At 37.5% G+C, this 14620-nt stretch carries 13 protein-coding genes; 8 read left to right on the plus strand and 5 right to left on the minus strand.

Features of this window, described 5'->3' with window-relative positions:
- Nucleotides 1–114 precede the first annotated feature (114 nt).
- From ACFSQP_RS01140 to ACFSQP_RS01155, 4 genes are all read left to right on the plus strand, one after another.
- Nucleotides 115–1479: an O-antigen ligase family protein gene (locus ACFSQP_RS01140; protein WP_376891169.1), complete on the plus strand. Its 1365-nt coding sequence runs from the start codon at nt 115–117 to the stop codon at nt 1477–1479.
- Nucleotides 1430–2464: a glycosyltransferase family 4 protein gene (locus tag ACFSQP_RS01145; RefSeq protein WP_376891171.1), complete on the plus strand. Its 1035-nt coding sequence runs from the start codon at nt 1430–1432 to the stop codon at nt 2462–2464. Before ACFSQP_RS01140 ends, ACFSQP_RS01145 begins: the two co-directional genes overlap by 50 nt.
- Before the next feature lie 176 nt (nt 2465–2640).
- Nucleotides 2641–2988 carry a hypothetical protein gene (locus ACFSQP_RS01150; RefSeq protein WP_376891172.1) on the plus strand — a complete coding sequence of 116 codons (348 nt, stop codon included), beginning with the start codon at nt 2641–2643 and terminating at the stop codon, nt 2986–2988.
- Nucleotides 2989–3036: 48 nt separating this feature from the next.
- Nucleotides 3037–4005 carry a sugar transferase gene (locus ACFSQP_RS01155; RefSeq protein WP_376891174.1) on the plus strand — a complete coding sequence of 323 codons (969 nt, stop codon included), beginning with the start codon at nt 3037–3039 and terminating at the stop codon, nt 4003–4005.
- A 24-nt stretch (nt 4006–4029) separates the two neighbouring features.
- Here ACFSQP_RS01155 and ACFSQP_RS01160 read toward each other — a convergent pair whose 3' ends face one another.
- The gene (locus tag ACFSQP_RS01160; protein WP_376891176.1) at nt 4030–5208 is read right to left on the minus strand and encodes a lipoprotein N-acyltransferase Lnb domain-containing protein; all 1179 of its coding nucleotides are present in this window, start codon (nt 5206–5208) and stop codon (nt 4030–4032) included.
- A 9-nt stretch (nt 5209–5217) separates the two neighbouring features.
- Nucleotides 5218–6291, minus strand: coding sequence for a putative type IX sorting system protein PorV2 (locus ACFSQP_RS01165; protein WP_376891178.1), 1074 nt, complete (start codon nt 6289–6291; stop codon nt 5218–5220).
- 354 nt (nt 6292–6645) lie between these two features.
- Between ACFSQP_RS01165 and ACFSQP_RS01170 the strand changes: the two genes are divergently transcribed.
- Both ACFSQP_RS01170 and ACFSQP_RS01175 read left to right on the plus strand, forming a co-directional pair.
- Complete coding sequence (locus ACFSQP_RS01170) at nt 6646–7404, plus strand: CDP-alcohol phosphatidyltransferase family protein (RefSeq protein ID WP_376891180.1); 759 nt, start codon at nt 6646–6648, stop codon at nt 7402–7404.
- A 14-nt stretch (nt 7405–7418) separates the two neighbouring features.
- The gene (locus ACFSQP_RS01175; RefSeq protein ID WP_376891182.1) at nt 7419–8297 is read left to right on the plus strand and encodes a DUF808 domain-containing protein; all 879 of its coding nucleotides are present in this window, start codon (nt 7419–7421) and stop codon (nt 8295–8297) included.
- 122 nt (nt 8298–8419) lie between these two features.
- Here ACFSQP_RS01175 and lptB read toward each other — a convergent pair whose 3' ends face one another.
- From lptB to ACFSQP_RS01190, 3 genes are all read right to left on the minus strand, one after another.
- Nucleotides 8420–9160 carry an LPS export ABC transporter ATP-binding protein gene (gene lptB, locus ACFSQP_RS01180; protein WP_376891184.1) on the minus strand — a complete coding sequence of 247 codons (741 nt, stop codon included), beginning with the start codon at nt 9158–9160 and terminating at the stop codon, nt 8420–8422.
- A 107-nt stretch (nt 9161–9267) separates the two neighbouring features.
- Nucleotides 9268–10104 (minus strand): twin-arginine translocase subunit TatC, encoded by an 837-nt coding sequence (gene tatC / locus ACFSQP_RS01185; RefSeq protein ID WP_376891186.1) that lies wholly within the window; start codon nt 10102–10104, stop codon nt 9268–9270.
- Complete coding sequence (locus ACFSQP_RS01190) at nt 10104–11069, minus strand: KpsF/GutQ family sugar-phosphate isomerase (RefSeq protein ID WP_376891188.1); 966 nt, start codon at nt 11067–11069, stop codon at nt 10104–10106. The genes tatC and ACFSQP_RS01190 overlap by 1 nt, the downstream gene beginning before the upstream one ends.
- A 205-nt stretch (nt 11070–11274) precedes the next feature.
- On the opposite strand from ACFSQP_RS01190, the gene ACFSQP_RS01195 reads away from it, so the two are divergent.
- Both ACFSQP_RS01195 and ACFSQP_RS01200 read left to right on the plus strand, forming a co-directional pair.
- Nucleotides 11275–13476: a RecQ family ATP-dependent DNA helicase gene (locus ACFSQP_RS01195; protein ID WP_376891190.1), complete on the plus strand. Its 2202-nt coding sequence runs from the start codon at nt 11275–11277 to the stop codon at nt 13474–13476.
- A gap of 208 nt (nt 13477–13684) precedes the next feature.
- Nucleotides 13685–14617, plus strand: coding sequence for a peptidylprolyl isomerase (locus tag ACFSQP_RS01200; protein ID WP_376891192.1), 933 nt, complete (start codon nt 13685–13687; stop codon nt 14615–14617).
- Nucleotides 14618–14620 lie beyond the last annotated feature (3 nt).

The raw sequence follows: 14620 nt of genomic DNA on the forward strand, positions 1-14620 counted from the left end.
GTCGTTATCGGTGCTTTTATAAGTGTATTAAGCGGGTTTATTTCGGTAGCCTTACAAATTATCAATTTTATAGTACCTTGCAGTTTAAAAATTTAGTTTGAATACCAACACACCTTGAAATCCAATTCTACCTACATTAGTGCCATTGGCTTTCATGCCTTATTAGGAATTAGTATTTACTTGAATGAAAGTATAGCCAAGCCGTATTTTTTTGTGGCTGTGTTTTATTTTTTGTATCAAGTAGTTAATGCTTCGGATAAATCAAGAACTTTTGAAGTATTAAAAGCATGCGCGTACTTTGTTGGAGCAGAGGTGTTTTTTAGAACTACCAAAGGCGCTATTTCCTACGAAATGGGTAAATACATGGTTATTGTATTTATTTTAATTGGTATCTTTTACAAAGGACTTTCAGGACGGGCTTACCCTTACTTTATTTACTTATTGCTGTTAATTCCTGCTATTTTTGTGGCCTCAATAACCTTGCGCTTTGAGGCTAATTTTAGAACTAATATTGTTTTTGTTTTAAGTGGGCCTATATGTTTAGGATTGGCAGCACTTTTTTGTTACGGCAAACGCATTAGCTATCAGCAAATGTCGCAAATACTCTTATTTATGGTGCTGCCCATAATAGCGCACACGGCTTATATTTATTTGTACACACCCAATTTAAAAGATGTTTTAACTAGTGCGGCCTCCAACAGGGCTGCTGCTGGTGGTTGGGGAGCCAACCAAGTGGCGGCAGCATTGGGTTTGGGTATGTTTGTAATGGCGGTTCGGTTATTTACAAAATCGCCTACCCTAGTTTTAAAGTTAATTAATGCCACTATTTTGGCACTTATTTCCTTTAGGGCTGTTACAACTTTAAGTCGCGGTGGCGTTATTGCAGCGGTTATTGCTATTTTAGTATTTCTTTTTTACTTCTTTAGAAAAGCACCCGCCAAAAAGAAAAACGAGGTGCTAGGAATTTTTGGTTTATTCTGTTTTAGTTTGGCACTTACTTGGTTTGTAAGTATTAATCAAACCGACGGATTGGTAAATTTACGTTATGCCAATAAAGATCATTTAGGCCGGGAAAAACAGAACCTTACAACAGGCCGGGCGGAACTCTTTTTAGACGAATTAGAGGGGTTTAAATCAAGCCCTTTCCTGGGTATAGGTGCTAGCCGATCTAAAGACCAACGCATAGAGGAAGTTGGCGAAACAACCACCTCGCATAGCGAGTTAAGCCGAACACTTGCCGAACATGGTTTGTTGGGAATTATTATTTTGGTAATATTAATTTTAAAACCGTTTAGCATCCGATTAAAAAATAAAGGAAATTATTATTTTTATGCCTTTCTGGTTTTTTGGTTTCTTACTATTAACCATATGTCTATGCGCACCGCTATGCCAGCATTTATTTACGGACTAGCCTTATTACACTTAACACATGATAAACGTCCTTTACATAGGAAACAACTTAAAAACACAAACGACTAATGTTTCGGCTATTTCCGTTTTAGGACCACTTTTAGCTGCGGAAGGTTTTAAGGTAAATTGTGCCTCGTCAAAAGTAAATAAATGGGCACGTTTAACAGATATGGTTTGTCACGTGTTTAAGCATGCTAAATCAACCGACGTGGTTTTAATTGATACCTACAGCACCACAAATTTTTTATATGCCGTAATTATTAGTCAATTGTGCCGCATGCTAAACATGCCTTACGTACCTATTTTGCATGGTGGTAAGTTGCCCGCGCGCTTAAGGGACACGCCCCGATTAAGTGGTTTATTATTTAAGCATGCGCACCAATTGGTGTCGCCATCAAAGTATTTGGAGGCTGCTTTTAACCAATCACAGCTGGCACCTGTTGTTTACATTCCTAATAGTTTAAATATAGATAATTATCCATTTAAAAAAAGGAACTATGCCACCATTAACCTATTATGGGTACGTTCGTTTTCGTCTATTTATAATCCGCAATTAGCTATTAAATCATTAAAGTTACTGAAAGACACAGGGCTTCCATGTCACCTTTGCATGGTGGGCCCAGATACCCAAGACGGGAGTTTGCAGGCCTGCAAACAACTGGCCCAAGATATGCAGGTTGAGGTTTCTTTTATGGGAAAATTATCCAAACCTGATTGGATACGGCTATCGTCAGACTACAACATATTCCTTAATACCGCTAATTTCGATAATATGCCCGTTAGTGTTCTAGAGGCTATGGCATTGGGACTTCCAGTAATATCTACTTCTGTTGGTGGTATGCCTCATTTAATTACTAATAACAGCACCGGTTTATTGGTGCCAGCAAATAATCCGGTGGCTATTAAAAATGCCGTTATGTTCTTAAAGGAACACCCCCAGCAAGCTAACACACTAGCTGTTAAGGCAAGACAAATGGTAACCAATTTAGACTGGAAGATAGTTAAACATAGTTGGGTTACACTGTTTTCTGAAATTTCTAAAAAAAGAGCTTAATACTTGCTTTTGATGGGTTTTTTTAGTTTTTTTACCAATGGTAAGTTATTGAAAGCCCATTATTATTCCCCCCTCACTATATTTTATTTCAATAATTTCCCTACACTAACTTTACCTACAATTAGTAATTTTTTTTATTTAGTGCTTTTATGCCCAAAAATGCCATTCATTTTAACATGTCTGAACGGATTTTTCTGTTGCGATTAACGGACATGCTTGTGGTTCTTGGTAGCCTCTATTTTGTTGGTAGTTGGTTCCAGTTTAATTACTTTTATATAGCATCCCAACATTGGATTTGGGTGTTTGTCCTTATGGTTTATCTTGCTGTTTTTGGGACTATTTTTGAACTGTATGATTTAAATAAAGCAAGCCGCGTAGATAAAGTTTTAGGGAACATTGTTTTAACGGTTACTGTGGTGGTGTTATTTTATTTATTAACCCCTTTCCTAACACCAATATTACCAAATAACCGCTTGCAAATTGTTTACTTCTTCCTAGCTATTTTAGTACCACTATTTTTATAGCGACTACTTTTTATATACGTAATTTGTGCACCACGATTTTATAAAAAAGTGCTTATAATTGGCGAGTTAGCAACTATTGAGGCGGTAATTAAAAATTTTAAGGATGCCGATCCCAATTATCATATTGTAGGTTTTATTAATTGTGAAGACACACCAAAAACTACTGAAACAATTGCCGGTATACCTATTTATCCAGGTGGCGCTTTACACCGCGTAATTGTGGACAAAGCCGTATCCGAAATTGTAGTAGCTAGCTATAATGCCGAATCCATCTCTGCTCAAATTTACTACGATTTAATGGGGTTGTTGGAGCGAGGCTTTCCAATTAAAGAGTACACACAGGTATTTGAAGATATTACCCACAGAGTTCCTGTCCAATTTGTTGGTAAAGATTTTTATAAATACTTTCCATTTAGTCGCAGTAATAGCAATAAATTATACTTGTTTTTTCACCGATTTTTCGATGTGGTTCTCGCTAGTATTGGACTGTTGTTTGGTATGGCATTAATACCGTTTATATTTCTTGGAAATAGTATTGCCAACAAAGGTTCCTTGTTTTACAGCCAAGAACGAATTGGTAAAAATGGGAAAATTTTTCGGATTATAAAGTTTAGAACAATGGTTAAAAATGCAGAGACAGACCGGGCTGTTTGGGCTGTTAAAAATGATGCTAGAATTACACCATTTGGAAAGTTTTTACGACGCTCGCGGTTGGATGAGGTACCCCAATTTTTAAATATCTTAAAAGGAGATATGAGTTTAATTGGTCCGCGTCCAGAGCGCCCCACATTTGTTAAGGAATTGGCTTTGGTTATACCCTTCTACGAAACACGACATATTATAAAACCAGGCTTAACAGGGTGGGCACAAGTTAAGGTGCGCTACGGTGGCACCATAGAAGCGAGTCTTTTAAAATTACAATACGATCTGTACTATATTAAACACAGAAGTTTCTTTTTGGATATAAACATCTTAATAAAAACCATTGGCACCATGGTGTATTTCCGCGGCCAATAAAAAGCGTCAAACGAGTGTGTTACTTTAGTCTTTAACTTTTAAATTTATTTTGGAGAAAAACTGAATAAGATATACATACCTTACTGCCAAAGCTATTACTAAAGGGAGTAGGGCATAGGCGAAGTTTTGTACACCAACTACCCAATGAAAAACCATAAGCACCAACATAATAACTAAAAATTTTAGAAACGGTATAACCCAAGCTTTGGGCCTGTTACGAACCAATTGCCAGGCTAGTAGACCATTTAACGGGAATGCCCATAATAAATTGTAGTTGTAGGCTGTTGCTTGGTGGTCCGTTCCAAACCATAAAAATAACACCAAAATACCAACAAAAGTTGTGGTTGTTAGCAATAGTATATCCAAGGTTTTTTGGCGTTTTTGGTTTTTAAAATCGGCGTAAGTAAGCCATAATATAACGATACTTATAAAACCAAAAACTGCATAGGGACTCCACAAAAAACCGGAAGATTTGGCTTGTGGTTTAGGTGTGTATAAGGTTTCCTTGCTTACCACTAACGCTTTACTCCCCACTTTGGCATTACTAAAAAAAGTATGAATATACTCCGGTAAAAACATGTAGTTTTCTGGTACAATGGCTTGGTCTATTAAAGAGCCTAATGCAATATCTATTCCTAAACTGCCCCAGGTGTTGGTTGGCACTTTTTCTCTAATAAGACTTCGGAAGGTATGCGGCTTTAAAGTGCTGGGTGTGTTAAATATGAGCGAATCTTTTAAAACTATTTTGAGAACATCGCGCATTTTGGTAGCACAATTATCGTAAAAAAAGTCGTATTGGTACGCTCTATTTTGTGGTTTATTATTGTTCAGCAGGTAATTAAATAGCGTTTGTTTTTGTTGTGGCGTTAAATTTAAAACCTGTTCTTCTATACGTCTGTTTTGCCAAGTATAAAATTCTTTAACTTCTTTAAAATTACTTTTTCCAATAGAGTAGTTTAGTTTTCCTAGGGCAAAATTAAGGTAAAAGCCAGGCTCATTAAAAGGAAAGCGCCCGTAATCGAAAGTAACATCTAAATCGTTTGCCCTATCTTTAATGCGAAAGGCATTATGGCCAAAGGCATCGTTTAGCGCCGGACCCGGCCCAATGGTTAATACGCTTATTTCAGCTTGTTTGGATAATGTTTGACCCCACATGGTGTGTAAACACAGCATGGCAATTACTAATAACAAACTATTTTTCATAAAAGACTATTATCTAAAAATGCTAAAATCTAATTTTAAAGAAAACACGTTGGAGTATAGGGCCACAGATTGGTCGCCAATATCGGTAAAGGCGTAATCTACCTGAATGCCTTTGTATTTAAAACCTACTCCTAAACTGGGTTGAAAGGACACCCGCTCGGTATTATCTATTTGTAATTCATTTTGAAAATTTCCGACACCAGTTCTCAAAAACACCATATCTAAATACCCAAACTCAAACCCTACAGATGGCGTAACGCTGGCAAATGAGGTTGAAATAATATCGTTATTTTGCTCGAAGCGCACATGTAAATCTACAGCAGCTAACAAGGAATAATCGTAACGGAAAATAAATTTTTTAGATACCCCTACCTGTAATTTAGGGATGGTAATTTCGGTGGTTTCGGGTAACTCTTGATTTTCACCCTCAATGGCATTTTGTATTTCGGCAAATTTTTCTTCATCTATAGCCCAGGCATTAAAGGTGGTGGTGATATCGCGGGCCATAATACCAAATTTCCAATTATTTTTGGTTTCAAACTGTATGGCAGCATCCAAACCAAAGCCCCACGAGGAGGCAAAATCACCAATAATGCGTCTAATTACTTTAGCACTTACGCCATAGTTTAAGCCGTCTAAAGGTAGGTTTCTAGCATAAGAGAAGGTAACACCGTAATCGGCCGTAGAGAACAGGCTAATTCGGTCGTAGTTAATGTTTCCTTCTTCATCTATTAATTGGGTAGTGTTTAAAATATCGTCTACAGCAAACCTAATAACCGAAACGCCTATAGCCGAACGTTCATCCAGAGGCATAGCAAATGCAAGATAATCGTAGTTAGCAATATTGGCAAAATAGCTGGAATGCATAAGCGCGAGCTGTTTGTCCGCTACATGAACAAGTCCAGCAGGATTCCAATAACCAGAATTAACATCGGCCGAATGTGCCACCACAGCATTGCTCATACCCATGGCAGCGGCGTCTACACCAATATTCATGAATTCGTTTGAGTATTTTCGGACAGTCTGACTAACAACGGAGGCAGCTACCAAAAAAACCAAGGTTGTGGTTAATAATGCTTTCAAATACAATTCTTTTTTGCAAAGATGCTACAATTTTTCAATATATTAAACTTCAAATTGAACGAGATATTGCCTGTTTTCTTGTTTTAGCCGTAATTTGTTTGCTATTTTTACCATAAATTATGATTACGGAAACATGTTTATGTTAACTGTTTGTACCAGTGGTACCCCTACTTTTTTTTTGAAGGATTAGGTGTTCACCTTACGGCCAATCTGGTAACGGGTAAAGCAGGTAAGCGTGAGGTTTGTGAAGGCACAATAGGTTTTTACGTGAGTCGCAAAACTAGGATTGGAAGGTTGGCCAAACCTGAAAATTTTATTTACGGGAAGTTATATTTAGGAAACAAATTATTTTTTATGAAGCAACACATACCAAATTTTATAACGCTACTTAATTTATTAAGTGGCTCTGTGGCGGTTATTTTAGCGGTAAATAACCAGTTTGTTACAGCAGCAATTTTTGTTTTTTTAGGTATATTTTTTGATTTTTTTGACGGTTTTTTTGCGCGTAAACTCAACGTGCAAGGGGATTTAGGCTTGCAACTAGACTCGTTGGCAGATATGGTTACAAGTGGTTTAGTACCCGGTATAGTTATGTTTAAACTAATACACATGGCAACAGGTACTGCTGGCGCAGAATTTACAAGTGTAGCAGACTGGAACGCGCAAACTGTTATAGATGGCTTGCATTACGCCCCATTGGCTTATCTCGGGTTTTTAATTACCCTATCGTCTGCATACAGATTGGCTAAATTTAATATTGACGATGAGCAACAAAGTTATTTTAAAGGACTTCCTACTCCTGCAAATGCCATATTTGTGTTGTCCCTACCACTTATTATGAGCTTTCAAGATAATGATAGTTTAAATGCTATTATTTTAAATCCTTGGTTTTTAATTATCATGACATTGTTAAGCACTTACACGCTAAACGCGCCTATTAAATTATTTGCTTTAAAGTTTAAGACATGGGATTTTAAGTCGAATATAACCCGCTATTTGTTCTTAATACTTACAGTTGTTTTGCTTGTGGTACTGCAATTTGCAGCAATTCCTGCAATTATATTACTATACGTATTTATGTCGCTTTTAACGGCCAAAAATATCCATACCTAATTTTATAATATTTTATGGCCTCTGGTTTTTTTGCTCTGTTGGATGATGTTGCTGCGTTAATGGACGATGTGGCGGTTTTAAGTAAAGTTACTACTAAAAAAACGGCTGGTATTTTAGGCGATGATTTAGCTGTAAACGCCGAAAAAGCTTCAGGTTTTACAGCGTCCAGAGAATTGCCAGTATTGTGGGCCATTACAAAAGGGTCGTTTTTAAATAAACTTATAATTTTACCCATAGCCTTTTTATTAAGTGCGTTTTTACCCAAAGTTATTACTATTATTTTGGTTTTGGGTGGTATTTATTTAGCTTACGAAGGCGCAGAGAAGGTATATGCCTACCTATGGCCGCACACTAAAAAACACCAAAAACAGACGAAAAAAACACAGCACATTTCTAATACAGAAGTTGTGGAGCAGGAGCAAGCCAAAATTAAATCGGCTATTGTAACAGATTTTATCTTATCTGTGGAAATTGTAATTATTGCACTAGGTACGGTTTTAAATGAGGTATTGTTAGTTCAAATTATGGTTGTATCTGTGGTGGCTATTATTGCTACGGTGGGGGTTTATGGCGTGGTGGCGGTTATTGTAAGGATGGACGATTTTGGATTAAAACTAGTTAAAACAAGTGCAGGGCGTGGTTTTCGTTTTAAAATAGGTGGCGCATTGGTAACAGCCTTACCTTATGTTATAAAAGCCTTATCCGTTATCGGAACGCTAGCTTTGTTATTGGTTTCTGGTGGTATTTTTGTCCATAATATTCCAGAATTACATGCCGTAATGGTTGCTTGGCCAGCACTTGTTAAGGAATTTGTAGTGGGGTTGATTGTTGGTTTGGTAGCTGTAATGTTATGGAATGTAAGCGCTTGGTTGATAGAGAAAATTGGTAACTAGTATCATACTAGCCCGTAGGTTTTAGTATAATCCAGCAATTATCTTGTTGTAAATAAATTAGCTGTTTACAGTGCTAAAAGAGCGTCTGTGGTAATTTTTTTTAATATTTTTAGGGGTTGGCTTTAGTCTCTAATTTTCTTTCTACGCAATTCAAAATTTTGTCCCAAATACACTTTTCTAACCATTTCGTCGTTGGCTAATTCTTCGGGTTCTCCTGCTTTTAAAATGCTACCTTCAAACATTAGGTATGTCCTGTCTGTAATGGCCAGTGTTTCTTGAACATTATGGTCGGTAATTAGGATGCCAATATTTTTTTTCGTGAGCTGCGCCACAATACGTTGAATGTCTTCAACGGCCACAGGATCCACACCCGCAAAGGGTTCGTCTAACAGAATAAAATTTGGATCGGTGGCTAGGGCACGTGCAATTTCGGTTCGGCGCCTTTCGCCACCAGACAATAAATCGCCTCGGTTTTTTCGGATGTGACCTAAACTAAATTCATCAATTAGGGATTCCATTTTGTGAAGCTGTTCTTTCTTACTTAATTTGGTAAGTTGTAACACGCTTAAAATGTTGTCCTCAATACTCAATTTTCGAAACACAGAAGCCTCCTGTGCTAAATAGCCAATACCATTTTGCGCCCTTTTGTACATGGGGAAGTTGGTAATATTGGTTTGGTCTAAAAATATATTGCCACCATTGGGTTTTATAAGACCTACAATCATATAAAAAGAAGTCGTTTTTCCGGCGCCATTAGGGCCTAAAAGTCCTACAATTTCACCTTGGTTTACTTCTAACGACACATCTTTAACAACCTTTCGGCCGTTGTAAGATTTCATTAAATGTTCTGCTCTTAATTTCATATGCTCTGCTCTTGCTGCTAAAATAGTAAAATAGTAGTATTACCGTTATTATAGCACTTACTTTAATTTAAGTTTAACGGCTATTTGTTACCGTTTTTTTGTAACATTTAGGCTCTTCTTTTTAAATCTTTTTTTGCCTGCCGCTCCTGATTTCTTACCACAATTTTAGATATGTAGATACTTATTTGGTACAAAATTAGAATAGGAATGGCAACAATTACCTGACTTGCAATATCTGGTGGGGTAATAATAGCCGAAATTATTAAAACAATTACCAACGCAAATTTCCTATACTTTTTAAGAATTTGCGGTGTAACCAAACCAATTTTGGTTAAAAAGTAAATAATTATGGGTAATTCGAAAACCAAACCAGAGGCCAATGAAGAGGATCGGACCAAGGCTATATACGAACTCAAATCAATTTCGTTTGAAATTTGGCTACTTACGGTATAGGTACCTAGAAAGTTTATAGATAACGGGGTTACAATGTAGTAACCAAATAAAACACCAATAAAAAATAGTACCGATGACACTACAATAAAACCACGCGAGTATTTACGTTCGTTTGGCTGTAACCCAGGACTTATAAAGCGCCACAGTTGGTAAATTACGTAAGGGAAGGCCAATATAAAACCCGAGTAAATAGAAGTCCAGATGTGTGCCGAAAATTGGCCAGCCATGGTACGGTTTTGAATGCGAAATGGAAACTCGTCCAAACAAAAGGTTGTTTCTACGCCTATAAGTTGCGACATTTGGCATAACCATTGGTAAGTAGGGAAATCCATGCGCTTTGGTCCAAAAATAATGCGGTCGAAAATAAAATCTGAAAAAATAAAAGCAACCGAACCGGCCACAAGAATTCCTAAAGTAGCTCTAATTAAATGCCAACGAAGGTCCTCTAGATGGTCCAAGAAGGACATGTCGTTAATGTTCTTTTTAGCCATTACAAAATACCTTCTTTAATTAAATCGTGTATGTGAACAATGCCAGCATAAGCACCGTTTTTTTCAACTAATAATTGTGATATACCATTGGTTTCCATAAGCTCTTTAGCATGAACTGCCATGGCATTAGCATCTACACGTTTCGGGTTGGGGCTCATGATATCTTTGGCTGTTAGGTGACTAAAATCATTGCTTTTTGTTAGCATGCGTCTTAAATCGCCATCGGTAATAATACCCACTATTTTTTGGTTGTCTACAACCGCAGTAACACCCAACATTTTTTCAGATATTTCAATAATCACATTTTTAATATTGGTATCGGAGGTAATTTGTGGTTTTTGGTTGGCGTCGCTAATATCGCTAACCCGCAAATACAGTTTTTTTCCTAAAGCACCACCAGGGTGGTATTTGGCAAAATCGCTGCTAGTAAAACCACGTAATTTAAGCAAACAAACAGCTAGCGCATCACCCATAACTAGTTGCGCTGTAGTACTTGTGGTTGGAGCCAAATTGTTTGGGCAAGCTTCTTTTTCTACAAACGTATTCAGCACAAAGTCGGCATTTTTAGCTAAAAACGAATCGGGATTACCAGTTATGGCAATCATATGGTTTTTAGCTCGTTTTATAAACGGTACCAATACCTTTATTTCGGGCGTATTACCACTTTTAGAAATACAAATTACCACATCGTCCTCTAGAATTAGTCCTAAATCGCCATGAATAGCATCTGCTGCATGCATAAAAACAGCTGGTGTTCCGGTTGAATTTAAAGTAGCTACTATCTTGGTTGCTATAATAGCACTTTTCCCAATACCTGTAATAATTACGCGGCCCTTGGACTCAAATATGCAGGAAACAGCGTCAGAAAAGTCGGCGTTAAGTAAAGAAGCTAAATTGGCTATAGCCTGACTCTCTAGGTTAATGGTCTGAATAGCAGTATTTAAGATTGTATTGTTGGTTTTCAAAATTTATTATTTTTTTGGGTTGATGCTTTTAAAGAATTTATTATCTTTAAAGTTATGCAATCTAAATAATTAAAAGGTCTGTTTTGAATGCTACAAAGCTAACAAAATAATTATTAGAGTTCTGTAAATGCACCCGTATTTAATTAATAGCAATTTATATACAGTGTGTTTAAAAATGAGGGAAAATAACATATAAATTTAATACATGTCTGTAAATGAAAAAGCCCTGCACGACGCCTTAAAATCCTATTTTGGATTTGAGGTTTTTAAAGGCCTGCAGGAACCAGTAATTAAAAGCATTTTATCCGGTAATGATACCTTTGTTATCATGCCCACAGGAGGTGGCAAGTCGTTGTGCTACCAACTACCAGCACTAATGCAAGAGGGTACAGCAATTGTGGTATCGCCATTAATAGCGCTAATGAAAAATCAGGTAGACGCTATCAGAAGTGTTTCAGAACAAAACGGGGTAGCCCATGTTTTAAATTCATCTTTAAATAAAACTGAAGTTAAACAGGTAAAAAACGATATTAAATCTGGTATTACCAAGCTGCTTTATGTGGCTCCAGAGTCGCTTACTAAAGATGAAAATGTTGAATTTTTGCGCAGTGTAAAAATATCCTTTATGGCCGTGGACGAAGCACATTGCATTAGCGAGTGGGGCCATGATTTCCGACCCGAGTACAGAAACCTAAAACGCATAATAGAACGTATAGGCGATAACATTCCAATTATTGGATTAACCGCAACTGCCACCCCCAAAGTACAGGAAGATATTCTTAAAAACCTAAATATTCCAAACGCTAAAACCTTTAAAGCGTCCTTCAACAGACCTAATTTATACTACGAAGTTAGGCCTAAAACCAAAAATGTTGATTCTGATATTATCCGATTTGTCAAAAAAAACGAAGGCAAATCTGGCATTATTTATTGTTTAAGTCGCAAGCGTGTAGAGGAATTAGCACAAACACTGCAAGTAAATGGTATTAAGGCTGTGCCGTATCATGCTGGATTAGACGCAAAAACACGGGTAAAACATCAGGACATGTTTTTAATGGAAGATGTAGATGTGGTGGTTGCTACCATTGCGTTTGGTATGGGTATCGATAAGCCCGATGTTCGCTTTGTAATTCATCACGATATTCCTAAAAGTTTGGAGAGTTACTATCAGGAAACTGGACGAGCTGGCAGGGACGGTGGTGAAGGTCATTGCTTGGCATTTTATTCCTACAAAGATATTGAGAAACTAGAAAAATTTATGTCTGGCAAGCCCGTAGCAGAACAGGAAATTGGGCATGCACTGTTGCAAGAAGTGGTTGCTTTTGCCGAAACATCCATCTCCCGGCGTAAATTTATACTTCATTATTTTGGTGAATCGTTTGATTCCGAAACTGGCGAAGGCGCCGATATGGACGATAATATGCGGCACCCCAAAAAACAGCATGAAGCTAAAGATAGCGTCCTAACATTGTTAGAAACAGTGTCTAAAACCAATGAAAAATATAAATCTAAAGATTTGGTTAACGTTCTAATTGGTAAGCCTAACGCACTTATTGTATCGCATAAAACACACGAACAACCGTTTTTTGGAGCGGGTTCTGGAAAAGACGCTAAATATTGGATGGCTTTAACACGTCAAGCATTGGTGGCTGGTTTCTTAAAAAAGGATATTGAAACCTATGGCGTAATTAAGTTAAAACCGGCGGGATTAGATTTTTTAGCAAACCCTAAATCCTTTATGATGACCGAGGATCATTCCTTTAGCGAGGAGGCAGACGACGCTATTGTTACTGCTGCAAAAGGTGGTGGCGCTGTAGCCGATGCTACCCTTATGCGCATGCTTAAAGATTTACGGAAACGCAATGCCAAACGTTTGGGTGTACCACCGTTTGTTATTTTTCAAGATCCTTCTCTGGAAGATATGGCTTTAAAATATCCTATTAATTTAGAAGAGTTAAGCTACGTACACGGAGTTGGCGACGGAAAAGCCAAAAAATATGGTAAAGATTTTGTAGAGCTTATAGCTACCTACGTATCGGAAAACGACATTGTACGCCCAGACGATTTAGTGGTAAAATCTACGGGAACAAATTCTTCCTTAAAACTTTACATCATTCAAAATATTGATAGAAAACTGCCGCTAGACGATATCGCCTCTGCCAAAGGCATGTCTATGTCCGAATTTATAAAAGCCATGGAAGCTATTGTTTATTCGGGTACCAAACTAAATATAGATTACTGGATTCAGGATATTTTGGATGAAGACCAGCAAGAGGAGATTCACGATTATTTCATGGAATCTGAAACCGACAAAATAGATGTTGCTATTGATGAGTTTGATGGAGAATACGACGACGAGGAATTGCGTTTGTATCGCATAAAATTTATTAGTGAAGTGGCTAATTAAAATATAGCTTGACCGAAACCCTAAAAGGTTACAAAGCCTATGTATGGCTTTTAAAAAGTATTCAATTACTTCTTATGTTAGGTGTTTCTATAAGTGGCAAATAATAACGAACCGTATGTAAAGCGTCAGCCGGCCTTAAGCTGTTAGCAAAAAAGCATACTTTCGTTCCAATTTTATATATTTGCCACTTATTTTTAAAAAAGATATCATGCAAGACGGATTATACGCAAAATTTCACACCAATAAAGGCAATATTTTAGTTGCTTTAGAATACAAAAAAACACCAGGAACAGTTGGAAACTTCGTAGCACTAGCGGAAGGCAATCTTGAAAATTCAGTAAAAAAACAAGGCACACCATATTACGATGGTCTTAAGTTTCACCGAGTAATTCCAGATTTCATGATTCAAGGTGGTTGTCCATTAGGCACGGGCACCGGGAATCCTGGCTACAAATTTGATGATGAGTTTCACCCCGATTTAAAACACGACGGACCAGGAATTTTATCTATGGCCAATGCTGGACCAGGCACCAATGGCAGTCAGTTTTTTATAACACATGTAGAAACGCCTTGGTTGGACGGCAATCATACTGTTTTTGGTAAAGTAACAGAAGGGCAAGAGGTTGTGGACGCAATAGCACAAGGCGATACATTAGATACGTTAGAAATTATTCGTGTAGGTGCTGAAGCAGAAAACTTTAACGCTGTTGAAGCTTTTAGAACCTTTGAAGGTGCGCGCGAAAAAAGACTAGCAGAAGAAAAAGCAGCAAGCGAAGCCGAATTGGATAAATTAGCCGCTGGTTTTGATAAAACAGCAAGTGGATTGCGCTATAAAATATTGCAAAAAGGTACAGGTGCTCAAGCCAAAAAAGGCCAAACGGTGTCGGTTCATTACAAAGGACAACTGGCAGACGGAACTGTTTTCGATTCCTCCTATAAGCGCAAGGAACCATTAGAATTCCAAGTTGGCGTAGGGCAAGTTATTGCAGGATGGGACGAAGGAATTTGCTTATTGCAGGTTGGCGATAAAGCACGATTGGTTATTCCTAGTCATTTAGGTTACGGCTCTCGCGGCGCTGGTGGTATTATTCCAGCAGATGCTACACTAATTTTTGATGTAGAATTGGTAGCCACTAAATAAACG

Origin of the sequence: Bizionia sediminis, assembly GCF_042684585.1 — a bacterium.
Taxonomy (GTDB): Bacteria; Bacteroidota; Bacteroidia; order Flavobacteriales; family Flavobacteriaceae; genus Algorimicrobium; species Algorimicrobium sediminis.

Bases quoted from the DNA above. Each gene is read 5' to 3' on its own strand.
- ACFSQP_RS01145 (WP_376891171.1), top strand. From the start codon at position 1,430: ATGATAAACGTCCTTTACATAGGAAACAACTTAAAAACACAAACGACT.
- ACFSQP_RS01170 (WP_376891180.1), top strand. From the start codon at position 6,646: ATGAAGCAACACATACCAAATTTTATAACGCTACTTAATTTATTAAGT.
- ACFSQP_RS01160 (WP_376891176.1), bottom strand. From the start codon at position 5,208: ATGAAAAATAGTTTGTTATTAGTAATTGCCATGCTGTGTTTACACACC.
- ACFSQP_RS01150 (WP_376891172.1), top strand. From the start codon at position 2,641: ATGTCTGAACGGATTTTTCTGTTGCGATTAACGGACATGCTTGTGGTT.
- tatC (WP_376891186.1), bottom strand. From the start codon at position 10,104: ATGGCTAAAAAGAACATTAACGACATGTCCTTCTTGGACCATCTAGAG.
- lptB (WP_376891184.1), bottom strand. From the start codon at position 9,160: ATGAAATTAAGAGCAGAACATTTAATGAAATCTTACAACGGCCGAAAG.
- ACFSQP_RS01175 (WP_376891182.1), top strand. From the start codon at position 7,419: ATGGCCTCTGGTTTTTTTGCTCTGTTGGATGATGTTGCTGCGTTAATG.
- ACFSQP_RS01195 (WP_376891190.1), top strand. From the start codon at position 11,275: ATGTCTGTAAATGAAAAAGCCCTGCACGACGCCTTAAAATCCTATTTT.
- ACFSQP_RS01200 (WP_376891192.1), top strand. From the start codon at position 13,685: ATGCAAGACGGATTATACGCAAAATTTCACACCAATAAAGGCAATATT.